The organism is Streptomyces sp. NPDC045967, from assembly GCF_056430495.1.
Map to the genome: position 1 here is coordinate 315,145 of NZ_JBWKLE010000002.1, position 23,345 is coordinate 338,489.

Annotated in this window: 18 protein-coding genes; 13 read left to right on the forward strand and 5 right to left on the reverse strand. The window is 71.1% G+C overall.

Annotated elements, in window-relative coordinates; translation table 11 throughout:
• Positions 1 to 56: 56 nt before the first annotated feature.
• From AC07FY_RS05165 to AC07FY_RS05175, 3 genes are all read right to left on the reverse strand, one after another.
• The gene (locus AC07FY_RS05165) at positions 57 to 863 is read right to left on the reverse strand and encodes an RNA polymerase sigma factor (protein WP_479000600.1); all 807 of its coding nucleotides are present in this window, start codon (positions 861 to 863) and stop codon (positions 57 to 59) included.
• A gap of 157 nt (positions 864 to 1,020) precedes the next feature.
• Complete coding sequence (locus AC07FY_RS05170; protein WP_479000603.1) at positions 1,021 to 2,424, reverse strand: DUF1996 domain-containing protein; 1,404 nt, start codon at positions 2,422 to 2,424, stop codon at positions 1,021 to 1,023.
• Between the two features lie 9 nt (positions 2,425 to 2,433).
• Positions 2,434 to 3,135 carry a DUF4142 domain-containing protein gene (locus AC07FY_RS05175; protein WP_479000606.1) on the reverse strand — a complete coding sequence of 234 codons (702 nt, stop codon included), beginning with the start codon at positions 3,133 to 3,135 and terminating at the stop codon, positions 2,434 to 2,436.
• Between the two features lie 385 nt (positions 3,136 to 3,520).
• On the opposite strand from AC07FY_RS05175, the gene AC07FY_RS05180 reads away from it, so the two are divergent.
• Positions 3,521 to 5,473 (forward strand): flavin monoamine oxidase family protein, encoded by a 1,953-nt coding sequence (locus AC07FY_RS05180; protein WP_479000609.1) that lies wholly within the window; start codon positions 3,521 to 3,523, stop codon positions 5,471 to 5,473.
• A 13-nt stretch (positions 5,474 to 5,486) separates the two neighbouring features.
• Here AC07FY_RS05180 and AC07FY_RS05185 read toward each other — a convergent pair whose 3' ends face one another.
• Entirely contained in the window at positions 5,487 to 7,409 is a 1,923-nt protein-coding gene (locus tag AC07FY_RS05185) for a CASTOR/POLLUX-related putative ion channel (RefSeq protein ID WP_479000612.1), read from the reverse strand.
• A gap of 186 nt (positions 7,410 to 7,595) precedes the next feature.
• On the opposite strand from AC07FY_RS05185, the gene polX reads away from it, so the two are divergent.
• The 12 genes from polX (at position 7,596) to AC07FY_RS05245 (ending at position 21,980) form a co-directional block, all read left to right on the forward strand.
• Positions 7,596 to 9,356 (forward strand): DNA polymerase/3'-5' exonuclease PolX, encoded by a 1,761-nt coding sequence (polX, locus tag AC07FY_RS05190; RefSeq protein WP_479000615.1) that lies wholly within the window; start codon positions 7,596 to 7,598, stop codon positions 9,354 to 9,356.
• A 309-nt stretch (positions 9,357 to 9,665) separates the two neighbouring features.
• The gene (locus AC07FY_RS05195) at positions 9,666 to 10,763 is read left to right on the forward strand and encodes a FecCD family ABC transporter permease (RefSeq protein WP_479001568.1); all 1,098 of its coding nucleotides are present in this window, start codon (positions 9,666 to 9,668) and stop codon (positions 10,761 to 10,763) included.
• Positions 10,763 to 11,548, forward strand: coding sequence for an ABC transporter ATP-binding protein (locus AC07FY_RS05200; RefSeq protein WP_479000617.1), 786 nt, complete (start codon positions 10,763 to 10,765; stop codon positions 11,546 to 11,548). Before AC07FY_RS05195 ends, AC07FY_RS05200 begins: the two co-directional genes overlap by 1 nt.
• 15 nt (positions 11,549 to 11,563) lie before the next feature.
• The gene (locus tag AC07FY_RS05205) at positions 11,564 to 12,589 is read left to right on the forward strand and encodes an ABC transporter substrate-binding protein (protein ID WP_479001571.1); all 1,026 of its coding nucleotides are present in this window, start codon (positions 11,564 to 11,566) and stop codon (positions 12,587 to 12,589) included.
• Positions 12,590 to 12,857: 268 nt separating this feature from the next.
• A complete protein-coding gene (locus tag AC07FY_RS05210) occupies positions 12,858 to 14,252 on the forward strand; it encodes an alanine racemase (protein WP_479000620.1) in 1,395 nt (464 codons plus the stop codon).
• 50 nt (positions 14,253 to 14,302) lie between these two features.
• On the forward strand, positions 14,303 to 15,283 hold the full coding sequence (locus tag AC07FY_RS05215; protein ID WP_479000623.1) for an ornithine cyclodeaminase: 981 nt from the start codon (positions 14,303 to 14,305) through the stop codon (positions 15,281 to 15,283).
• Positions 15,280 to 16,749, forward strand: coding sequence for an MATE family efflux transporter (locus AC07FY_RS05220; RefSeq protein ID WP_479000626.1), 1,470 nt, complete (start codon positions 15,280 to 15,282; stop codon positions 16,747 to 16,749). Before AC07FY_RS05215 ends, AC07FY_RS05220 begins: the two co-directional genes overlap by 4 nt.
• Positions 16,746 to 17,888 (forward strand): histidinol-phosphate transaminase, encoded by a 1,143-nt coding sequence (hisC, locus tag AC07FY_RS05225; protein WP_479000629.1) that lies wholly within the window; start codon positions 16,746 to 16,748, stop codon positions 17,886 to 17,888. The genes AC07FY_RS05220 and hisC overlap by 4 nt, the downstream gene beginning before the upstream one ends.
• Before the next feature lie 11 nt (positions 17,889 to 17,899).
• A complete protein-coding gene (locus AC07FY_RS05230; protein ID WP_479001573.1) occupies positions 17,900 to 18,868 on the forward strand; it encodes a PLP-dependent cysteine synthase family protein in 969 nt (322 codons plus the stop codon).
• 164 nt (positions 18,869 to 19,032) lie between these two features.
• Positions 19,033 to 20,034, forward strand: a complete 1,002-nt coding sequence (locus tag AC07FY_RS05235) for an ABC transporter substrate-binding protein (RefSeq protein WP_479000632.1) — start codon at positions 19,033 to 19,035, stop codon at positions 20,032 to 20,034.
• An 81-nt stretch (positions 20,035 to 20,115) separates the two neighbouring features.
• Positions 20,116 to 21,144 (forward strand): FecCD family ABC transporter permease, encoded by a 1,029-nt coding sequence (locus AC07FY_RS05240; RefSeq protein ID WP_479001576.1) that lies wholly within the window; start codon positions 20,116 to 20,118, stop codon positions 21,142 to 21,144.
• Complete coding sequence (locus AC07FY_RS05245; protein WP_479000635.1) at positions 21,144 to 21,980, forward strand: ABC transporter ATP-binding protein; 837 nt, start codon at positions 21,144 to 21,146, stop codon at positions 21,978 to 21,980. The genes AC07FY_RS05240 and AC07FY_RS05245 overlap by 1 nt, the downstream gene beginning before the upstream one ends.
• Before the next feature lie 175 nt (positions 21,981 to 22,155).
• On the opposite strand, the gene AC07FY_RS05250 is transcribed toward AC07FY_RS05245, so the two are convergent.
• Positions 22,156 to 23,307 carry an ABC transporter substrate-binding protein gene (locus tag AC07FY_RS05250; RefSeq protein WP_479000638.1) on the reverse strand — a complete coding sequence of 384 codons (1,152 nt, stop codon included), beginning with the start codon at positions 23,305 to 23,307 and terminating at the stop codon, positions 22,156 to 22,158.
• Positions 23,308 to 23,345 lie beyond the last annotated feature (38 nt).

Sequence of the window (23,345 nt, forward strand, 5' to 3'; positions counted from 1 at the left end):
CGGCCGAGCACGCCGGCCCGGCCCCCGAGGAACGGGGGGCCGGGCCGGTCGCCGTGTCACGGGGCCGCGGGCGCCGCCCCGCACATCGCCGCGTTGAGGTCTACCAGCTCCTCGTAGGACCGTGCGCAGTCCTCGCATCCCGCGAGGTGGCGGGCGAGGGCGCGGGGACGGCGGGTACCGCTGCGCCGGACCGCCGAACCGAGCATGTGGCTGAAGTGGCCGCACCGCCCGTCGGAGGCGGTGGCCAGATGGGCGAGCAGAAACGCCTCGCGCAGCCCCTCCCGGGCCCGGAACGCCAGCGAGGTCACCGCGCCGGGGGAGATGCCCAGCCGCGCGGCGACCTCGTGCGGCGGGTCCTCCTCGACGAGCGTGTGCCACAGGACCGCCTGCCAGCGGGCGGGCAGGGTCCGGAACGAGCGGGCCAGGAGCCGCCGGTCCTCGATCGCCAGCAGCCGGCGCTGCGGATCGCCGCCGGCCGCCGCCTGCTGGCACCAGGTGTCGAAGTCCGCCGTCAGCAGCGTCCTGCGGTCGTCGTCGCGCCATTGCATGGCCGTATGGCGGACGACGGCCAGCAGGTAGGCGCGCCACGGCCCTCGCGGCCCCGCCCCGGAGCGGACGGCCTGCAAGGTCCGGGCGAAGGCCTCCGAGACGAGGTCCTCGGCGTCCTGCGGGGTACGGCAGCAGGTGCGCGCGTAGGCGAGGGCGGCCCGCCGGTGCCGCCGGTAGAGCAGGTCGCACACGGCGGCGTCCTCGGCGTCCGCGGCGTCCGCGCCGTGTCCCCTGCTCAGCCGGCGGGCGAGTTCTCCGTCGGCAGGGGCGGCCGGATGCTCCGGGTCGTCCTCGGATGCACGAGAGGCGGACATGGCACTCCTCGCAGGCTCGGATCGGGTGTGGGAAACCGACGGGACGGGGCGGCGCGGCGTTGGCCCGAAGTCGGCTTCGGGCCAACACCTTCCCGGACGGGGCGCGGTGCGAGGGGGAGGAGCCGCATCCCGTCCGGGAGTCCGTGGAACCGCCGGGTCAGCGGCAGGTGCGGCCCCTGTTGATGCAGTCCACCGCGTTGTTCATCAGCCCGTCGTTCATCACGTTGATGAAGTCGCCGTGGTCGGTGACCGGTTTGTGGAGCTGCTCGGGAAAGCTGTCCACCGCGAACCGGGCACCCGGCGCGACCCCGTAGGTGATGCGCTGCACCAGCTGCGGGATGGCGCTGAAGCCCTTCGGGCAGCGGCCGTCGCGGTTCGCGAACGCCACGTGGGTGCGGTGGTTGGCGCTGTCGGTGTTGCGGCCGTCCCAGCAGCTCTGGAAGGTGAAGGTGCGCACCACGTCGCTGCCCTTGGGGCAGATCGGGTACTTGTCCTTCAGCTGGCGGTTCTCGAAGCCGGTGCAGCTCCACGAGGCGTTGGCGTTGGCCGTGCCGTTGGTGAAGGCCTTGGCGTCACCGGTGATGATGCGCAGGAAGCGCGGCATCGCCCTGACCTTGCCGGCGGGGCTGCCCTTGAAGGTGATCGTCACCTGCTTGGGCCGCAGGATCGTGCCCACGTTCGCGTCGAGGCCGCCGCCCGGGGCCTGCGCGTCCTTCTCCGCCTTGCCGTCGCGCAGCCGCAGCACCGGCCAGTAGTAGCTGGACTGGTCGCCGTTGCCGCAGGTGGTGCCGGAGGCGGCGAGGCTGTCGTTGGTGGAGAAGGCGTCGGTGGAGTTGTTGCCGACGTAGTCGTGCATGTGATGGGCGCCGTTGGAGACGCCGGGGGCGACGATCACGTTGTCGGGGTTGAAGTGGCCGTTCTCGTTGCGTCCGCACCGGGAGCTGAAGGAACCCTTGGACGCCCCGGCCGACGCCTGGGGGGTGCGTACGTTCGGCCGCACCGTGCCGATGGCGACGAAGTCGCTCCGTGCCGGGCCGCCCTTTCCGCCGCCGCCGCGGGCGGCGCCCGCGCCGGCCTCCGCCTCGGCGGCGCCGGCCTCCGCGCCGTCCGGCGCGTCGTCCTGCGCGGACGCCTGCTTCAGCTCGCAGCCGCTCAGGGCCTTCAGCTCCTCGGGACGGGCCGCGGAGCGGGCTATCGCGTCGGACATCCGGCCGATGGTCGCGTCACGCTGCTTGCGGAGCCCGTCGATGAGCTCCTCGCCCCGCGCCTCGCCCGCGGCGAGCCGCCGGTAGGCGTCGGCGACCTGGACGTCCAGCTCCGCGAGGCCCTCGTCGACCTCGGCTCGCGCCTGTTCGGGCACCGAGGTCAGCCGGTCGCCGACATCGGGGCAGTCGACGGTGGCGGTCGACTGCGCCGCCCCGCCCGCGTCGAGGCGGCCGTCCTGACCCGCGTTCGCGCTGCCCGCGACGACGGCGACCCCGCCGCCGCCGAGGGCGAGCGCGGCCACCACGGCCAGCAACTTCCTCTTCAACCGGGGGCGTCCATGGCCCTTTTCACTCATGCGATCACTTCACTTCGTCGGTCGGACATCGGACGGAGCAGGGGTCCCGTCGGGGGCGTTCAGTGCGTCGAAGTCGACGAGACCGCTGTCCTCGAGGACCGTGATGTGGTCCAGGACCGTGGCGTTGGCGGACGTGGCCAGACTGCGCACCATCGAGTTGCGTGTCTGCGCCCGCACTTGGGCCAGCAGCGCGAACACCTTTCCGTGCGCGCGGCGCAGCAGCATGATGAACAGCCGTTCGTACTCGTCCCCTTGCGCGCGGGTGAGCTGGCCCAGCCAGCCCTGCTGCTGCTCGGACGGCTGGTTGGGCAGGTCGACGCCGAGGGCCTGGCCCACCTGGATGGCCTGGCGGTCCAGCTCGGTGTGGCCCTCGACGAGGTGCTCACCGGCCGTGCGGATCGACGCCCGGGTCCCGCGCTGCTGGGCCTGGCGCCCGGCGGGCAGCTCCCACAGGCCGGCGAGCCGTACCTTGCGCACGAAGTCCCGGTCCGCCGGGGACAGCGGCCCGTACGCCGTGCTCATGATCCCGGCGCCGTCGTCCTCGGCGGCCGGCCGGCCGGCCGAGGCCGCCGCCCGGGTGCCGAACTTCTCCACCGGGATCAGCAGCGCGATCAGCGTGACGGCGAGTGCGGTGATGACGAAACCGGTGCCGATCGTGTATCTCGTGGCCGCCGCATACCTGCCGACGGAACGCCGCCCGAATGACAGCACAGTGCCTCCTAGGTCCGAGGGCCGGGAGGGGCAGCGGGGCCGGAGGGTCCGCACGCGCCGTGCGTTGCACACCCGCATTCCCGGGGTGTCACGGGACGCTAGTGCCACGGGTGGGGGCCGCGCGGCAGGACCATCACCCTTGGACAAACATCCGGGCAAGCCCCCGCAGGGCTGATATCTTGCCGCGCTGCGCCCAGGCGCTCCCAGGCCGCGCCGCGCCGCGCCCGTGTCCCGGCCGCCCGGCTCAGGTGACGCGCGATCCTCCCCCTCTGGTGCGAACCCCAGTTCGTCAGCGTCGGTCGTCCCGGCCCCACGTCCGGGTGGATGTTGCCCCTCCAGGCCCTTTTCGGTGCTCGAGCCGCGAACGGGCCGGGAGAGTTGCCCCATGATCATCGACCCGCCCACCGGCCCGGAATCCCCGGCCGGCAGCGCACCGACACCCGCCCGCCGCCCCTCCCGCCGTACCGTCATCGCCGGAGCCGCCGCGGTGGCCGGAACCGGAGCGCTCTCCGTCGCGGCCGCGTCCGCCGGCACCCCGCAGGCGCCGTCCGGCTCCGCCCGCCCCGACTGGGAGACCTGCCTGACCGTCGCCCGCGCCATCCTCGTACGGGACGACGACGACCAGCCCCTGGTGCCCCGCTACGCGGACGTCCTGCTGAAGAACGGCCTGCCCCGCTCCCGCCGCCCCGGCAAGAACGTGCTCGTCGTCGGCGCCGGGCCCGCCGGACTCACCGCCGCCCACCTCCTGCGCGAGGCCGGGCACCGGGTCACCGTCGTCGAGGCCAACGCCAACCGGGTCGGCGGCCGCATCAAGACCTTCCGCACCGGGGGCCACGAGAAGGCGGCCGCCCCCTTCGCGGACCCCAAGCAGTACGCCGAGGCCGGCGCCATGCGCATCCCCGACAGCCACCCGCTGGTCACCGGCCTGATCGACAGCCTCGGCCTGAAGCGCCGGCGCTTCCACCTGGTCGACGTCGACGGGGCCGGCCGCCCCGCCTACCGCACGTGGATCTTCGTCAACGGCATCCGCGTCCGCCGCGCGGACTACGCCCGCAGCCCCCAGGCGGTCAACCGCTCCTTCGGGGTGCCCAAGGCCTACGAGTCGGTGCCCGCCGCGCAGATCGTGCGCGACGCCTTCGCCCCCGTGCGCAAGGAGATCGAGGGCAAGAAGGACGGGGAGCTCGTCGAGGGCTGGGCCCGCGTCATCCAGCGCTTCGGCCACATGTCGATGTATCGCTATCTGTCCGAGGTGGCGGAACTCGACGAACGGACCGTCGACCTGATCGGAACCGTCGAGAACCTCACCTCCCGGCTGCACCTCGCCTTCGTGCACAGTTTCATCGGGGCGTCGCTGATCAGCCCCGACACCGCCTTCTTCGAACTCCCCGACGGCACCGCGACCCTGGCGGACGCGCTCTACGACCGGGTCCGGGACCTCGTACGGCTCGACCGCCGCGTCACCCGCATCACCCACGGCGAGGGCGAGGTCACCGTCGACACCGTCTCCGAGGGCCGTAACGGCAGCCCCGTGCGCCGCGAGAGCTTCACCGCCGACACCGCGATCATCACCGTGCCCTTCTCCGGACTGCGCCACATCCCGGTCTCACCGGCCCTCTCGTACGGCAAGCGGCGCGCGGTCACCGAACTCCACTACGACGCCGCCACCAAGGTGCTGCTCGAATTCAGCCGCCGCTGGTGGGAGTTCGACGAGGCCGACTGGAAGCGCGAGCTGGAGGCCGTCCGACCCGGCCTGTACCGCAAGTACCAGACCGGCGGGACCGCGGAAGTTGGGGACCTGCTCGGCGCCCACCCCTCCGTGCCCGAGGGCCGCATCTCGGACGCGCAGCGCGCCCACTACGCCGCCTGCCGCCCCGTCACCCGCGACCAGCCCGAAGCGGCCGGCGTCATCGGCGGCGGTTCCGCCACCGACAACCCCAACCGCTTCATGTTCCAGCCCTCCCACCCGGTCGAGGGCAGCGCCGGCGGCGTGGTCCTCGCCTCCTACAGCTGGTCCGACGACGCCCTGAAGTGGGACTCCCTGGACGACGAGGAGCGCTACCCGCGCGCCCTCGCCGGCGTCCAGGAGGTGTTCGGGCAGCGGATCGAGGTGTTCTACACCGGGGTCGGCCGCACCCAGTCCTGGATGCGCGACCCGTACGCCTACGGCGAGGCGTCCGTGCTGCTGCCCGGCCAGCACACCGAACTCCTTCCCCACATCCGCACGCCCGAGGGCAGCCTGCACTTCGCCGGGTGCCACACCTCGGTCAAGCCGGCGTGGATCGAAGGGGCCCTGGAATCCGCCGTACGGACCGCCCTGGATGTCCACCTGGCGCCCTGACCGGCGGCCGCCGTCAGTCCTCGGCGAGCACGATCAGCCAGTCGTCCCCGCCGAGCCGGACCCGTTCCCGCTTGTCGGGATTGATCCGCAGGCCGTGTCCGGGCGCCGTCGCCCGGGCACGCGACCGGTAGCCGACCGCGCACTCACCGCGGCGGCGGGCCGCCTCCACCAGGGTGGCGAACGGGACGTCACAGCCGGCCCGGACGTAGTCCGCGGCCGGCTTCAGGTGGAACTCGCTGCCCTCCGCGTCGAACAGCTCCGCGAAGACGTCGGCGAGGTAGGGGCTCTCCGAGATCTGGGTCATCAGCAGACTGATCAGCCTGCCGCTCACGATGAAGTCGGCGCCCTCCCGGGCGGGCGCGAGCAGCCGGTTGCCGTCGTCGGACATCTCGGTGGTGAGGACCGGCTCGCGTTCCGCCCCGTCCAGGACGGCCCGCAGGTGGAGCAGCGTGACCAGCGTCCTGTCGTCCGCATGCGGCTCCTGCGGCTCCTGAGGGTCCCGCGGGTCCTGAGCGTAGGCGGGCCAGGCCGCCGGATCGGCCTCACCGAGGACGATGACGCCGTCGTACGAGGGCACGTCCAGCTTGGCCAGCACCCCGGGATCGGTGATGTCACCGCGGCGGAAGACGACGTCGAGATGGCGCCGGGCCGCCGCGGCACCGCTGCCGCCGTCGTCCAGAGCCACCACCTGCAGGGAGCTCCCCGGGCTGACGTACTGGTCGAGCTGGTCCACGACGAACGGGGCCCGGCGGTTCCAGCCGAGCAGCAGCAGCCGCTCCGCCCGGGCGGGCCGCGGCCGGGCGGTGACGATCGCGTCCTCGTCCACCCAGGACGACACGTCCGACGGGACGGCCGTGTCGTCGTCCCGGGAGATGACGACGAGCCGGTCGCCCGGCCGGATCATCGTGCCCGGTTGCGGGTTCAGGGCGACGACCCCGTCGGCGCGCAGCACACCCACCACGCAGGACGTCGCGAACGACAGCAGCGCCTCGCCGAACGTGCGCCCGGCGAGGTCTCCGGCGGGGACGGTGTAGAACTCGTCGCCCGCGAAGTCCAGCAGTTCCTGGTAGAGGAGGGAGAGCCCCGGCTGGCGGGCCGTCTGGACCAGGAGCCGCGCCACGATGTCGTCGACGCACAGGACGTGCCCGCCGGGCCCCGCGGCCAAGGTCGCGGTGGCGTGGTTGCGCGTGTCCAGGACGGCCGCCACCACCACCGCCCCGCGACCGTCCTCCGGGACGGCCGTGCCGAGGGCGAGCAGGGTCTTCACCACGTGCGCGTCGCCCGCCGGCCCGCCGGGCGGCAGCACGAGCACGGCCTTCGCCGTCTGCGGACTGACCCTGACCAGCTCGGCCGGGTCGGTGGTGCTGCCGTTGCGGCAGATGATGCGGGTCCTGCCCCGGTCCGTGACGCGGGTGGCGAGTTCCTCCTCCATCTCCACCTTGTCCTTCGGGGCGAGGACGGCGATGGCCGACCGGCGCTGGTTGGCGTTGGCGGCCACCAGCTCCCCGGCCACCGGGAAGATCTGGTCGGACCACCCCAGCACGACAGTGTGGCCCGCTTCCAGCACCGTGGAGTGGCCGAGGCGGAGCGACATGATGCGCCGGTTGATGCCGGTGGTGATCAGACTGACCAGCGTCGACACGAACAGCAGCGCGACGAGCGCCAGCGTCACCGATGCCAGCACGTAGACGGGCGAGCCGACCGCGCCGCCGATCTTGAGCGTCTGCCCGACGCTGACCCACACCGCCGTGAGCCGCCCGGAGAGGGTGTGCGGGGCCGACCGGTCGGCCCACACCAGGACCGCGCTCGCCGGGACCACCACGGCCAGGCAGGCCAGGGAGAGCCAGCCGATCAGCGCGGCGGTTCCCCCCGCCACGAGATGGTCGAACCGGTACTGCAGGCGCAGCCGCAGCGACGTCGTGTGCTCCTGCGCCATACCAGCTTCCTCCGGATCGCCGACCTCTCGCAGGCCTCTGCTGACAACCCCGGGGACGCCCGATCGGTTACGGGCTGATCGGACGACCCGCAGCGGGGACGCCCTGGCCGGGCCCGTAGCCCGGTCGCCCTGGCGGGGCGGTCCGCCCCGCGTGCCCGGCCGGCGCGCACGGGGCACCCTGGAGACATGGCCCGAGCCAACGACGCGGTCGAGGCGCTCCTCCAGGAGTACGCCGACCTCCTCGCGATCCGGGGCGGCGAGGCGTTCAAGGCACGCGCCTACGAGAAGGCCGCCCGCGCCGTCGGAGGCCACCCGCGGGACGTGTCGACACTCGACGCCGACGGCCTGCGCGAGATCCCGGGCGTCGGCAGATCGGTGGCTGACAAGATCCTCGAGTACCTGCGCACCGGCCGGATGCCGGTCGTGGACGAGGCCAGGGCGTCCGTACCGGCCGGCGTGCGCGAACTGGTCGCGATTCCGGGGCTCGGCCCCCGCAAGGCCATGCTGCTCTACGAGCAGCTGGGCATCAGCTCGGTCGACCAGCTGGTCGATGCCATCGGCCGCGAACGGCTGCGCGATCTCAAGGGGTTCGGCGAGCGGACCGAGGACAACATCCTGCACGGCATCGCCGCGCTGCGGAAGGCCGGCGAGGGCCGCATCCTGCTCAGCACGGCCATGGACGTGGCCGAACAGCTCGTCGCCGAGCTCTCGGAGCTCCCCGGGTGCGTCCGCTGCACGTACGCGGGCTCCCTGCGCCGGATGCGGGAGACCATCGGCGACATCGACATCCTGGTGGCGGCCCGCCGGCCGGCCCCGTTCATGGCCGCCCTCGCCGGCCACCCGCTGACGGCCGAGGTCATCGCACACGGGCAGAAGAAGACCTCGGTGCGCACGGTCACGGGCCTCCAGGTGGACCTGCGGGTCCTGCCGCCGGCCTCCTGGAGGGCGGGACTCCAGTACTTCACCGGTTCCAAGGCCCACAACATCCGCACCCGCGAACTGGCCGTCCGCCACGGCCTGAAGCTGTCCGAGTACGGACTCTTCGACGCCGAGAGCGGGGCGAGCACCGCCTCCGAGACCGAGGAGGCGATCTACGCCGGGCTCGGACTCCCGTGGATCCCGCCGACCCTGCGCGAGGACCGCGGGGAGATCGCGGCCGGACTGCGCGGAGAACTTCCCGACCTGGTGACGGAGCAGGACATCCGCGGAGACCTGCACACCCACACCGACCTCACCGACGGACTGGCGCCGCTGGAGGACATGGTCGCCGCCGCTGCCGCCCGCGGGTACGCGTACTACGCGGTCACCGACCACGCGCCGAACCTGTCCATGCAGCGCATGACCCGCGAGAAGATCCTCGCCCAACGCGAACGGATCCGCGCCCTGGACTCCCTGCACCACGGCATGCGGCTGCTGCACGGCACGGAACTCAACATCGGCCCCGACGGCTCCCTGGACTGGCCCGACGAGTTCCTCGCGGAGTTCGACCTCTGCGTGGCCTCCGTCCACTCCCACTTCCACCAGAGCCGGGAGGACCTCACCCGCCGTCTCGTCCGCGCCTGCGAGAACCCGTACGTCACCGTCATCGGCCACCCCACGACCCGCCGCATCGGCAAACGCCCCGGCATCGACGCCGACTTCGACGCCGTCTTCGCGGCCTGCGCCCGCACGGGCACCGTGCTGGAGATCAACGCCCACCCCGAGCGGCTCGACCTGTGCGACGAGGACGTCCTGCGCGCGAAGCGGTACGGCGTCAAGTTCGCCGTCAACTCCGACGCCCACGCCACCACCCACCTGCCGTACATGCGCTACGGCGTGGCGACGGCCCAACGCGGCTGGCTGACCACGGACGACGTCATCAACACCTGGCCCTTGACCGAACTCCGCAGCGTCCTCACCCCCCAGCCCAACCACCGCCCACCGGCGCCCGGTCGGCGCGGGACGTGAAAGGGCCCGGGGCGGCTCCCGGGGCGGGGGAGCGCCCCGCGCACGTGGTCACCGCATCGTGGGATGAGTCGACGGCAGGTTATGCTGCCATCCGTCCCACGGGGGAAGTCCGGTCGAAGTCCGGCGCTGACCCGCAACGGTAGACGGAGCCGCACGCGCGGCTCCGTGAGCCCGATCACCCGCGGCGATGAAGGCTCCTGTCAATTCGCCGTGGACTGCGAGAGGGCGCTGCGCAGGGCGCCCCGCGTCCCGGGCTGCTCCTGTGCGGGCACGGCCTGAGGCGAAGGCGATCCGCCCGTGGCCACACCCCTGGAAGTCGAACCAGCCGCGCCACCTCACACGGCGCGTGGCAGCGTCGGCGCCGCGCCGCCCAAGCGCGCATCACTGCCCCTTCTCCTCATCACCCTGTGCGTCGCGCTCGTGCTCTCCCTCGTGTGCGGGGCCGGGATGGGGGCGTCAGGACTGTCCTGGGGCGAGGTACTGCGTTTCCTGTGGGCCGGAACGACCGGCGGTTCCCTGGCGCATCACGAAGCGTCGGCCTACACGATCGTGTGGGAGCTGCGCTTTCCGCGGACCGTACTGGCCGCGGTCGTCGGAGCCGGCCTGTCGGCGATCGGCGTCGCCGTGCAGGCCATGGTCCGCAACGCCCTCGCCGACCCGTTCGTCCTGGGCATCTCCTCCGGGGCGGCCGTCGGTGCGAATGCCGTCCTCCTCTTCGGGGCCTTCGGCGCCCTCGGTCTGTGGGCCCTGTCCACGGCGGCCTTCCTCTCCGCGCTCCTCGCCATGGCGCTGGTGTACGCGATCGCCCGCACCGGCGACGGCCTGACCCCGCTGCGGCTCGTCCTGACGGGCACCGCGATGTACTACGGCTTCTCGGCCGTCACCACGTTCATGGTGTTCGCGGCCGAACGCGGCGAGGCGGCCCGCTCCGCGATGATGTGGCTGCTCGGCAGCCTCGGCGGGGCCAGTTGGGCCTCCGTGCCCATCGCCGCGGGCGCCGTGCTCCTCGGCCTCGCCCACCTCACCGTGTCAGCGCGTCGCCTGAACGCCCTGGCGATGGGGGATGAGACCGCGGCCGCCCTGGGCGTGGACGCGGGGAGGCTGCGCAAGGAGCTGTTCCTGGTCTGCGCCGCCGTCACGGGCGCCGTGGTCGCCGTGAGCGGCGCGATCGGCTTCGTCGGCCTGATGGTCCCGCACGCCGCACGGATGCTGGTCGGCGCGGACCACCGCCGGCTGCTGGCCGTCGCCCCACTCGCCGGAGCCGTGCTGCTGATCTGGGTGGACATCCTGTCCCGGGTGGTGCTCGCGCCCGTGGAGCTGCCCGTAGGCGTGCTGACCGCCGCCATCGGCGTGCCGTGCTTCGTCCTGCTGATGCGCCGCCGCTCCTACACCTTCGGAGGCGCGTGATGCGCATCGACATCGACGCACTGACGGTCGAGATCGCCGGCGCGCGGCTGGTACGGGAGGTCACCCTGCGCGCGGACGACGGGCAGGTCGTCGGGCTCGTCGGGCCCAACGGAAGCGGCAAGTCCACGCTGTTGCGCTGCGTCTACCGCGCCCTGCGCCCTTCGGCCGGTTCGGTCCTGATCGACGGTGAGGACCTGCACTCCCTGAGCGCGCGCGAAGGCGCCCGTCGCCTGGCCGCCCTGCCCCAGGAGGCGGTCACCGAGTTCGACTTCACGGTCGCCGAGGTCGTGGCGATGGGGCGCCTGCCGCACCAGCGGTCCGTGGCCCGGACCACCGACGGCGACCGGAAGGCGTGCGAGGCCGCGCTGCTGAGGGTCGGAGCCGGCCACCTCGCGGACCGCGGCTTCCTCACGCTCTCCGGCGGCGAGAAGCAGCGGGTCCTGATCGCCCGCGCGCTCGCGCAGCAGCCCCGCGTACTGGTGCTCGACGAACCCACCAACCACCTCGACATCGCCCAACAGTTGGAGGTGCTGGCCCTGGTACGCGGCAGTGGGCTGACGGTGCTCACCGCGCTGCACGACCTCAACCTCGCCGCGCTCCACTGCGACCTGCTCCACGTCATCGACGGCGGCCGGATCGTCGCCTCCGGCGCTCCGTACGACGTGCTCACGCCCGAGTTGCTGGCCGGGGTCTTCGGCGTGCGGGCCCATCGGGTACCGCATCCGGAGTCCGGCGCCGTACAGCTGCTCTTCGACCGTCTCCCGCCCACTCAGCCCGCTTCCTGAGGAGTCATGGCCATCATGCCGAACCCCGTACGCCCCGCCGCACTCGCCTTCGCCGCCGCCCTGGTGCTCACCGGATGCGGCGCGGAGGTCGCCTCTCGGGACGCGGAGGGAGGTGATGCCGCGGCGCGCGGCGGCCACTACCCGGTGACCGTCGAGAACTGCGGCCAGAAGAAGAGCTACGACCAGGCTCCGCGGCGCGTGGTCACCAATGACGTCGGCATCACCGAGATCATGTTCGCGCTCGGCCTCGAGGACCGTATGGCGGGCTATGTGATGCCCGACGACAGGGGCGATCTCGCATCCGTTCCCTGGAAGGACGCTTATCGGAAGACGACGTGGCTCTCGCAGAAGACGATCAACAAGGAGCTGGTCCTCGACGCCCGCGCCGATCTGGTGTTCGCGGGCTGGAACTACGGCTTCAACGAGGGGGAGGGCTTCAGCCCCGCCGAGTTGGAGAAGGTGGGCATCGGCTCTTACCTGCTGAGCGAATCGTGCCGCAACGGGCAGGGAAAGGCGCGCGGGGTGATGCCGCCACTGGAAGCGCTGTACACCGATCTGCGGAATCTGGGAAAGATCTTCGACGTCGATGACCGTGCGGAGGCCCTCATCGCGGGCTTCGAGAAGCAGGTGGCCGACGCGGAGGCCAAGGCCGTGAAGGGCGCGGACCGTCCGCGCGTCTTCCTCTACGACGACGGGCAGGACAAGCCGCTGACCTCGGGTCTGTACGCCGGGCCGCACGACATCATCACCAAGGCGGGTGGCGATCACGTCATGAAGGACCTCAAGGACAGCTGGGCGACGGTCGGCTGGGAGACCGTGGTCGAGCGTGACCCCGAGGTGATCGTGATCAACGATTACGGTGACACCACCGCGGAGCAGAAGCGGACGTTCCTGAAGTCCTATCCGCCGCTCGCCGGCGTGTCGGCCGTCAAGAACGACCGGATCGTCGTCCTCGACTACGCGGAACTGGTGGAAAGCCCGCGCAACCCCGGGGCCATCGCCTCCCTCGCCGAGAACTTGCGGCAGTTCACTCGCGACTGACCGGTAGACGGACACCGGGCCGCGGCCCCGCGGCCCGGTGTCGCGTCAGCTCCGTGATCACCGTGCCCGTCGCGGTGCAAGCCGGGGTCTCAGCGCGCTGACCGGCGAGACTCCCGCCCTGTGGCTCGCCGGCCGGCCCCTCCTGCGATGGATTCTTCGGGCCGGCTGCCTGGTGTGCGGCAATTTCTCACCCTTTGTCTCCCCCTCGCCCAGGGTCTTCTATGAGCCGCTGTTGAAAATGAGTGTCATATTCGTATAGAAGTACGGGGTGCTCATCTCACGACAGGTGGTGGAGCGCCCGATGGCCGGTGTCCGGCCCTTCGCGCTCACCGCACTCCGACACCCCACGGTCTCCACGCTGCTGGCGGACCACCGCGTCCTGCTGGCCGACCTCCTCGACGGCCTGGGGTCGCCGCTGCACGTCGTGCTGCCCGAGATCTTCGAGGGGAACGTCGTCCGACTCCGGCGGGCGTTCGCCGACGCGGGCGCAACCGCCGACATCCTGTTCGCCAAGAAGGCGAACAAGGCTGACTGCTACGCCACTTCGGCAGCCGCCCTCGGCGTCGGGATGGACGTGGCCGGCACCCCGGAACTGGTCAAGGCCCTGGCCGGGGGAGTGCCCGGACACCGGATCGGTGTATCCGGCCCGGAGAAGGACGACACCCTGCACGCCCTCTCCGTTCAGCACGGCTGCCTCATCGCCGTCGCCTCGATCAGCGAACTCCGTCGGCTCGCGGCCACCGCGCGGCTCGCAGGGCGCCAGGCCGCCGTGCTGCTGCGGACCCGGACGGCCGGCCAACCGGCAAGCCGCTTCGGGCTGTCCGCCGCTGAGCAGGAGGCCGCTGTCGGTCTGTGCGCGGAACTCTCCGCCCACATCGACCTCCGGGGCTTCTCCTTCCACCTGAACGGCTATTCCACGGCGGAACGCGCGACGGCGGCGAACGAGATGATCGACCACTGCCTCGACGCGAGGCGGCGCGGCGCGTCCTGCGCCGAACTGGTGAACATCGGCGGCGGTTTGCCGGTGCGCTATGTCGATCCGCGGCTCTGGGCCGCGTTCCTCAAGCAGAACGAACCCGCCCAGTACCACGCGGCGAAGGACTTCAAGGACTTCTATCCGTACGGCGGGCAGTCCGCGGCCCAGGCGGTGCGCGCGCTCATGGCGCACCCGGTCGACGGTGGCGAGAGCCTCTCGGCGAAGGCGGCACGCCACGGCATCCGGTTCGTCGTCGAGCCGGGCCGGGCCCTGTTGGACCAGGCCGGATTCACGATGTTCCGCGTACAGCAGGTCGACGACCGACGGGACACCGACGGCTACGCGATCGTCACCGTCGCGGGCAGCAGTTTCAGCCTCTCCGAACAGTGGTTCAACAGCGACTACCTCCCCGACCCGCTGCTGATGTCCGCCCGGCCGGCAGCCGACGAGATGTTCCCGGCTTGCGTCGCGGGCTCGACCTGCCTGGAAAGCGACCTGGTGACCTGGCGGAAGATCGGCTTTCCGCGCCCCGTCCGGCGCGGTGACCACCTGGTCTACCTCAACACCGCCGGCTACCAGATGGACTCCAACGAGTCCCCGTTCCATGACGCCGCCCTGCCGGTGAAGGCGGTTCTCCGGCTCGGTGACGACGGAGCCCCGCCGCGCTGGCGACTGGACGGAATCTGATGCGGCCTCGGACGAACCCGATGCGACCACCTACGAAGGAGAAGCCTCGCATGGCACAGAGCTACGCCCCACCCGGGCACCTGTGGTTGTTGCCGCAGTCCCAGCTGGAGGGACTGGACCTCGACCGCAGACAGGTGATCGCGGTGGTCGAGCAGGCCTACCGCGCACTGCGCGAAGGCGGCTCGAACAACCCGGTCAAGACGATCATCGACGATCCCGGCCACCACTCGCTGAGCTATTCGATGGTGGCCAGGGACGCCGGCAGCGGCACCGTCTGCTTCAAGGCCGTCTACGAGTTCGACCCGCGCCGCAACCGGGACAGCTACCGCTTCCACTCGTTCGTCTTCCTCGTCGACGACACCACCGGGGCACCCGTCGCGCTGATGGACGTGGTGAAGCTCGGCCCGCTGCGGTCCTCGGCCACCACCGCGCTGTTCGCCCGCGCGGCCTGCCCCGACGCCCGGAGCGCCCTGGTCGTCGGCACCGGCGTACAGGGTCAGGCGGCACTGCCGATGCTGCTCGCGGGCATGCCCGCGCTGGAGCGGTTGCAGGTGTTCGGGAGCTACCCGGATGGTCTGCGCGCCGTCCAGGACAGCGTCGAGGGCCGCGAGGTCGAGATCGTCGAGGATCTCCGGGAAGCCGCCGGTGAGGCGGACATCGTGATCGGCGCCGCCGGTCTGTCCGTCACGGAGGAGGTCCGGCGTGACTGGATGAAGCCGGGCTCGGTCGCGGTACTCCTCGGGTACGGCGTGCACGCCGACGTATGCCACGGCGCGGACTACCGGATCGCCACCGATACCGCCCAGATGCACGCCACTTGCGACGACCTGCGGAGCGCGGACGGCAGCCCGCCGCCGGTGGACGCCCAGCTGCCGGACATCCTCCTCGGCCGGGCGCCCGCCCGCCGCCATCCGGACGACGTGGTCTTCGCCTACAACAGCGGTATGGCGGTCACCGACGCCGCGCTGGGCCGGTACACGGCCGATCTCGCGCTGGCGGGCGGGCGCGGGGAGAAGGTCAGGTTCTGGTGAGTACGGACACGACCGGCACGACCGGTACGACCGGCACGACCGAGAAGGCCGACACGACCGGCACGACGGTGACCGGCGCCGGCTGGTGGGTCAAGAACTCGCGGACACTGCTCCGGCTCGCGTTCCCGTTGATCCTGACGAACTTCGCCTACGTCGCTCTGACCACGGTGGACATCGTCATGCTGGGCAGGCTCGGCGCGGTCGAGATCGCCGCGGCCGGTCTGGCCCTGGCGTTGTTCAACCAGCTGCGCACCACTGGAACGGGACTGGTCACCGGAGTCAGCAACCTGGTGGCCGAGGCACGGGTACGCGGCGACCGGGAACGTGTCGGCGCGCTGCTGTTCGCGGGCTTCTTCTGGGCGACCGTGTGCGGTGCCGTGTTCTGCGCGGTACTCCTGCTGATCGGCCCGGTGCTCGTCCTGCTGGGGCAGGACCCTGCGGTGGTCGACAAGGCAGGCGAGTTCCTGACGGTCCTGGCACCGGGCATGCTGCCCTGCCTGTGGTTCCAGAACCTGCGGCACTTCACCACCGGGCTCAAGCGGCCCGGCCCGCTCCTGGCCATCACGCTGGCCTCGATCGGGGCGACCATCGGCCTGAACCACGCCCTGATCCACGGCGCGTTCGGCCTGCCCGCCTTCGGATTCGTCGGTGTCGCCATCGCCACCGTCACCGTGTTCCTGCTGTCCTTCCTGGCGTTCGTCGCGGTGATCCTGCGCGACAGCCTCCTGCGCCCGTACCTCACCTCGCCCGACGCGCGGCGGTGGAACGGGGACGCGGTCCGGTCCGTCTGGCGCCTCGGCCTGCCGATCTCGGGTACCTACGCCTCGGAGGCCGGGTTCTTCAGTGTCCTCACGCTGGTCATCGGCTCCCTCGGTGTCGACGCCCTGGCCGCCCAGACCGTGCTGAACCAGATCGTCTACATCGTCTTCATGGTCTCCGCCGGTCTGTCGCATGCGGCGTCCATCCACATCAGCGAGGCCGACGGCCGCAACGACTACGTGGCAGCACGCAGAACGGGGCTCCTCGGCTCGGCCTGGGGCGTGATCGCGACGCTGGCGGTCGCCGTCGTGTACCTGGCCGTCCCGCACGCGATCGTGTCCCTGTTCATCCCGGCCGAGCACGCCGGCAACGCCGAGATCGCCGCCCTGGCCGTGACCGGACTGCTGATCGCCGCCCTCATGCAGGTCTTCGACGCCCTGCAGAACATCGGCAACGGCATCCTGCGGGGCATCGGCGACACCGCCGGGCCGTTCCGGATCTCCCTGGTCGGCTACTGGCTGATCGGGCTGCCCGCGGGCTACCTGCTCGGGGTGAGCGCCGACTGGGGCGTCGAGGGCGTCTGGATCGGCCAGACCGTCGGCCTCGCGGCCACCGCCGCCATCCTGCTGGCCCTCTTCCTGCGCCGCGTCGGCCGTCTCCACCGCGCCGCCGCCGACGCACCCGCCCCGGAACCGGAGTCGTCATGAACCGTGCCCTCGCACCGGCCGCTTCGGCCTCCTTGATCCGCAGGGAAGTGGCGGGCCTGCCCCGCTACGATCCCGGTGCCGACCCGGATGAGGTGGCCGCCCTCAGCGGCTCCCGACGCGTGATCAAACTCTCCAACAACGAGAGCCCGTTCGGCGTCTCCCCGGCGGTCGCCGAAGCCGTTCGTCTCGGCCTCTCCGACGGGGTCTCCCGCTACCCCGACCCCACCGGGAAACGTCTGGCCGAGGCCATCGGGAAGAGCCTGGACGTGCCTGCCGAGCGTGTCGTACTCGGCAACGGCTCGGAGAACATCCTGGAGTTGCTGTGCCAGGCCGTACTCGATCCCGGTGACCTGGTGGTCACCCAGGCGCCGGGGTTCAGCCTGCACGAGACCTTCCCGCGCGTCATGGGCGCGCGGGTCGAAAAGGTGCCGGTCACCGCCGGGTTCGGGTTCGACGCGGACGCCTGGCGTGCAGCGCTGGCCGCAGGCCCGAAACTCGTCTTCCTCGCCAACCCGTGCAACCCCACCGGCGCGATGCTCAGTGCCGGCCAACTGGAGCACGTCCTGGCCGCCACCCCGGAATCGGCCCTGCTGGTGCTCGACGAGGCGTACGGCGAGTTCGCCCGGTCCGACCCCGAGTACCCCGACGCCCTGGAAGCCCTGCGTGGACGCGACAGGCCGTGGATCGTGCTGCGCACCTTCTCCAAGGCCTACGGCCTGGCGGGGGTCCGGGTGGGGTACGGCATCGCCTCCGACTCCGCCCTGATCCAGGCACTGGACCGGGTTCGTACTCCGTACAACGTCAACCGGCCGGCCCAGGAAGCCGCCGTCGCCGCGCTGGGCGACCACGCGCACCTGGCGAACACGGTCCGCCGGACCGCTGTGGAGATCGCCAGGGTCACCGACCGGCTGCGCGGCGCGGGACTGGGCGTGGTCCCGTCCTCGACCAACTTCCTGTTCATCGACACCGGCCGCCGCTCCGACCGGGTCGCCCGGGAACTGCACCGCGCCGGAATCATCGTCAAGGCGTGGCGCGAGCCGGGATACGAGAACTACATCCGAGCCTCACTGTCGACCCCCGCGGACAACGACGTCTTCGTGCGGTGTCTGACGGAGATCTGCGCGAAGGACAAGCCGTGATCAGAAGCAAGATGTCCGACCTGATAGGGCGAACGCCCCTGCTGCGACTGCGAGGTGTGGAAGGCGCGGCGACCGTCCTGCTCAAGATGGAGCAGTACAACCCCACCGGCACCGCAAAGATCCGGATGGCCAGGAACATGGTGGACGAGGCGGAGGCGGCCGGGCTGCTCACCTCCGGCGGGTGGCTGGTCGAGTCCACCTCCGGCAACACCGGACTCGGTCTGGCCCTCATCGCCGCCGAACGCGGATACAAGTTCACCGCCGTGGTGGACAACCACTCCAGTACGGACAAGTTGCGCGGCATGCTCGCCTACGGTGCCGACATACTCAACGTCGCCGGAGACGAGGAGGGCCTCGCCACCGCCGAACGCGACACCGTGGCCGAGCGCCTCGCGGCCGATCACGGCGCGTACTGGACCGCGCAACACCGCAACCAGGGGAACCCCAACGGCTATCGGCCGCTCGCCCGCGAACTGCACGACGACCTGGGCGACGACATCCACTACCTGTACGGGGCCGTCGGCACCGGGGGTTCGCTGTGCGGGACCGGCCGCGTCCTGCGCGAACGCATCCCGGACCTGAAGATCGTCGGTGTCGAGCCGGTGGGTTCCGTCGTCTTCGGCGGCAAGGGCGCGCCCTACCACCAGTCCGGCACCGGTACGCCCGAAGGCTCGGAGATCGGCGGTGTCGTCGACTACGAACTGATCGACGAGGGTGTCAAGGCCAGTGACTCCGAAGCCTTCGAGACCTGCCGCTACCTGGCCAGGAACTTCGGCATCCTGATCGGCGGTTCGGCGGGCGGCGTGGTCTACAAGGCCCTGGAGCGGGCTCAGAGCGCGGGGCCCGGGGCCACCATCGTCGTGCTGGTCTGCGACGGCGGCGACAAGTACCTGGACACCGTGTTCAACGACGACTGGATGGCGGCCAACGACCTGTTCGACGCCCATGTCGTCCACCGGCTCGCCGCGATGCTGCGCTGACACCCGATCCCACCCACCCCGACCGACCGAACGGCCAGGACGCCTGTCGCTTCCGGCCCTTCGACGGGCACCGCCAGGCGGTCCGCCTGGGCTGCCGGGACCCTTCTGCCCCACCTACGAACTGGTACCTCCTTCTGATGAAAACGAAAACGATAACCATACTTGTGACGGCCCTGGCGGTGCTCGCGGTTGCGGGGTGCACGGCCGACCCCGCTGCCGATGCCGGCGGGCGGGCGACGACGACGGGGGCGGGTGCGACGACGAGCTACCCGTTCACCCTCCGGAACTGCGGCACCGACGTGACCTACAAGGCCGCCCCGCAGAAGGTCGTCACGCTGAACCAGGCCGCCGCCGAGATCCTCATCCACCTCGGTGTGGGGGACCGGATCGTCGGGTCGGGCTACGAGATCGAGAAGACGCCGGACGCGATCGCCGAGCAGTACGAGAAGATTCCGCTCCTGTCCGCGCACGGGCAGGAGATCAAACACGAGAAGCTGCTGGAAGCGCAGCCGGACTTCGTCTACGGCTCCTTCGCGAGCATGTTCACCGCCGAGCAGTCCGGCGACCGGAAGCAGCTGCACGACCTGGGCGTGCCGACGTACCTGACCGAGTTCGACTGCTCGTCCCACGAGAGCGTGGCGGGCGCGAACTTCGAGATGATGCGCGAGGAGTACCGCCGGCTGGGCAGGATCATGGGCGTGCCCGCCGCCGGGGAGAAGCTGGCGACCGAGCAGCAGGCCGTGGTGGACAAGGCGCTGGGCTCCGTCAAGAAGCGGGACACACCGCTGAAGGTGATGTGGTTCTACTCCACCTACGACGGAACTCCCTGGGCGGCGGGCCCCGGTGGCCTTCCGCAGCACATCTCGGATCTCGTCGGTGTTCAGAACGTCTTCGCCGACGCCAAGACCAAATGGGCCGAGGTGAGTTGGGACGAGGTCGCCGCCCGGAACCCCGACGTCATCATCCTGGCCGACCTGACCCGGGGCGAACCCAACGACACCGCCGAGGAGAAGATCGACCTGCTCAGGAAGGACCCCCTCACCAGCAAGCTCGGCGCGGTGAAGGGCGAGCGGTTCATCGCCATACCCGGCTCCCACATGGATCCCGGCTACGGCAGCGCGTCCGTGGTGCCCGCGCTGGTCGACGGCCTGAACAGGCTCGGCTGACCCGCGACCATCATGACGACTACTTCGCACAAGACCGCCGCGCCCACCGGAAACACGAGCACCAGCCCTGAAACCGCTCCGGTGCGCCGGCGGCGCGCCCCGACGGCGGCGCTCCTCTTCCTGGCCGTGGCCGGACTGCTGGTGTCGGTCGTGGCCGCGTCGCTGTTCGGAAGCGCGAACATCCGGCCCCTGGACGTCGTCTCCACGATCCTGCGGCATGCCGGTCTGGGGAGCATCGCCCCCACCCCGCCCCTGCCGGGCCTGCTCGACGCCCTGATCTGGGAATCGCGCTTCCCGCGGGTGCTGCTGGCCGCCGCCGTCGGCATGGCCCTCGCGGTCTCGGGCACGGTCCTGCAAGCTGTCACCAGGAATCCCCTGGCCGACCCCTACCTGCTGGGAGTCTCCTCCGGCGCCTCCACCGGCGCGGTCGCCGTGCTCCTGCTGGGCATCGGCGGAAGCATCTCGCTGTCGACCGGAGCCTTCGCCGGCGGCCTGGTCTCCTGCGGCCTGCTGCTGCTCCTGCTCGGCGGAGGGCGCGTCGCCAGCCCTTCCCGCGTGGTGCTCACCGGCGTACTCGTGTCCCAGTTCTTCGCCGCGGTCACCTCGGTCATCCTCATGGTCAGCGGGGACGCGAACTCCACCCGGGGCTTCACCTACTGGCTGCTCGGCACCCTCGGCGGCGCCCGGTGGGAAGGGGTGACCGTCACCGTCGTGATCATCCTGATCGGGGTGGTCGCCGTCCAGTTCTTCGCGCCCGCCCTCGACGCCTTCACCTTCGGCTGGGACTCCGCCGCCGCCCTGGGGATCAACGTCACCGCGGCACGCATCTGGCTGATGGTGCTGACTTCGGTCATCACGGCGGCCGCCGTGGCCGCCTCCGGCGCGATCGGTTTCATCGGGCTGCTCGTCCCGCACGCCGTCCGCATCCTGACGACCCCGACGCACCGCACGTTGCTTCCCCTGTCCGCGATCACCGGCGCCATCTTCCTCATCTGGGTGGACGCGTTCGCGCGTACGGCGTTCTCGCCCCACGAGCTGCCCGCCGGCGTCATCACCGCACTGCTCGGCGCGCCCGCCTTCGCGCTGGTCCTGAAGCGTCTGGAGTCCTGATGGGCCGCATCACCACCTCCCGGCTCTCCTGGTCGGTCAAGGGCCACCGCCTGCTGGACGGCATCGAGATGGCGGCCGGCAACGGGAAGACCGTCGGCCTCCTCGGCCCCAACGGCTCGGGCAAGTCGACACTGCTGCGCCTGCTCGCCGGACTGCGGCGCCCCGACACCGGAACCATCCGCTACGACGACACGAGCCTGCACGACCTCGGCCGCAGGGTGCTGGCCCGACGGCTCGCCGTCGTCGAACAGGACGTGTCCGCCCACCACCAGGTCACCGTCCGCCAGGTCGTGGAACTCGGCCGCACCCCCTTCCGCGGCCGCTTCGACGCGCTGACCGGGCAGGATCGGCGGATCGTCGACGCGGCGCTGGAACGCACCGACATCACCGACCGGCAACACCAGAGCTGGCACACCCTCTCCGGAGGGGAGAGACAGCGCGCCCAGCTCGCCCGCGCCCTCGCCCAGGAACCCCGGGAGATTCTGCTCGACGAACCCACCAACCACCTCGACATCCGCCACCAGCTGGAACTCCTCGACCTGCTGACGTCACTGGACGTCACCTGCGTCGTCGCCCTGCACGACCTCAACCTCGCCGCCCGGTACTGCGACCACATCGTCGTCCTCGACCACGGCCAGGTCGCCGCGGCGGGCGCTCCGGAGGCCGTGCTGACCACGGACCTGATCCGGTCGGTCTACGGCGTCGACGTGCTGGTCGACCGCGAACCCGCCACCGGCGCCCTCCGCATCACCTACCTGGCCGCCACAGCCGCGCGGACGACTGCCGCAGAAGCGGTACGACCCTGTGCCCCGGAAAACGCCCGACCGGTCCGGTGACCACCACCCCGCTGGTGTCGTCGCGTCGTGCGCCACGAGCAAGCCGAGCCACCGGGTCAAAGCAGCCGCACGCGACGCCCCTTGGAGCCCCCCTTGGCACCGCAGGGGCGTCGCGTGCGACCGCGGCCACTCAATCAGTCATGGGAATCGTTTTCAATGCTGGTGCCCCGCTTGCTCATCCGCCTGGCCTCGAGACGGCCTCGGCCCAGTCGCGGTTGACGGTCTCCCTTGCCTTCTCCGTCTGCGCCTCCGTCGGAAACGTCGGCGTGCCCTCGACCGTCGGCAGTTTCTCTGCGGCGGGCTTGTCGAGGGTGCCGTCCTTCTCCATGGCGTCCATGAGGACGGGGCGTGCATAGGCGCCGAGCCGGAGGTTCTGGCCCTCCGGGCTGAAGACGTACTCCTGCCACAGACGTGCCGCCGCGGGGTGCGGAGCGTCTTTGTTCACCCCGTTCGCGTAGTACTGAGCGAAGCTGCCGTCGAAGGGGATGGCGGTCCGCCAGTCGACGTCCGTGCCCTTCTCGCGGAATTCGTCGGCGTATCCGAGGTTGAGGAAGTCCCAGTCGATGCTGATCGGGGTCTGACCCTTGGCGATCGTGGCCGGGGTGGATTCGACCGGGATGAAGTTGCCGTTCTCGCTGAGCTCGGCGAAGAAGTCGATGCCGGGCTGGACGTCGTCAAAGGAACCCCCGTTCGCCAGGGCCGCCGCGTAGACCCCGGCGAAGGCCGAGCCGGACTTGGTGGGGTTGCCGTTGAGCGCGACCTTGCCTTTGTACTCGGGCTTGCGGAGGTCGGCGAAGGTCGCGGGGCAGGTCTTGACGCGTTTGGCGTCACAGCCGATCGAGATGTAACCGCCGTAGTTGTTGTACCAGCGGGCCCGGTCGTCCTTCTGTTCCTTGGGGATCTCGTCGTACGCGGCGACCTTGTACGGAGCGAGCAGGCCCTGCCGTGCCGCGGACTGCGCGAACGAGCCCCCCACGTCGATCACATCGGGGGCGCGGCCTTCGCCCCTGTGCTCCTTCAGGGCGTTGATCTCGTCCTGGCTGGTGCCTTCCGGGTTCTCCACGATGACCTTGATCCCGTACTTCTTCTCGAAGCCGTCGATCAGTGCGCCGTAGTTGGCCCAGTCGCTCGGGAGCGCGATCGTGTTGAGCGAGCCCTCTTTCTTCGCCGCTGTGGTCAGTGCTGCCATGCCGCCGGCATCCGCGACGGAGGTGGCCACCGCGGGTGCACTGGGCGCGGTGGTGGGCTTCTCTCCGCAGGCGCCGAGGGGCGCTGCGAGGACCAGGCAGGCGGCGACGAAGGCTGTCCGGAGACGAGGTGCGGGCACAAAGGCTCCATAACGGGCGGTCGCGTACTGATCGAGGC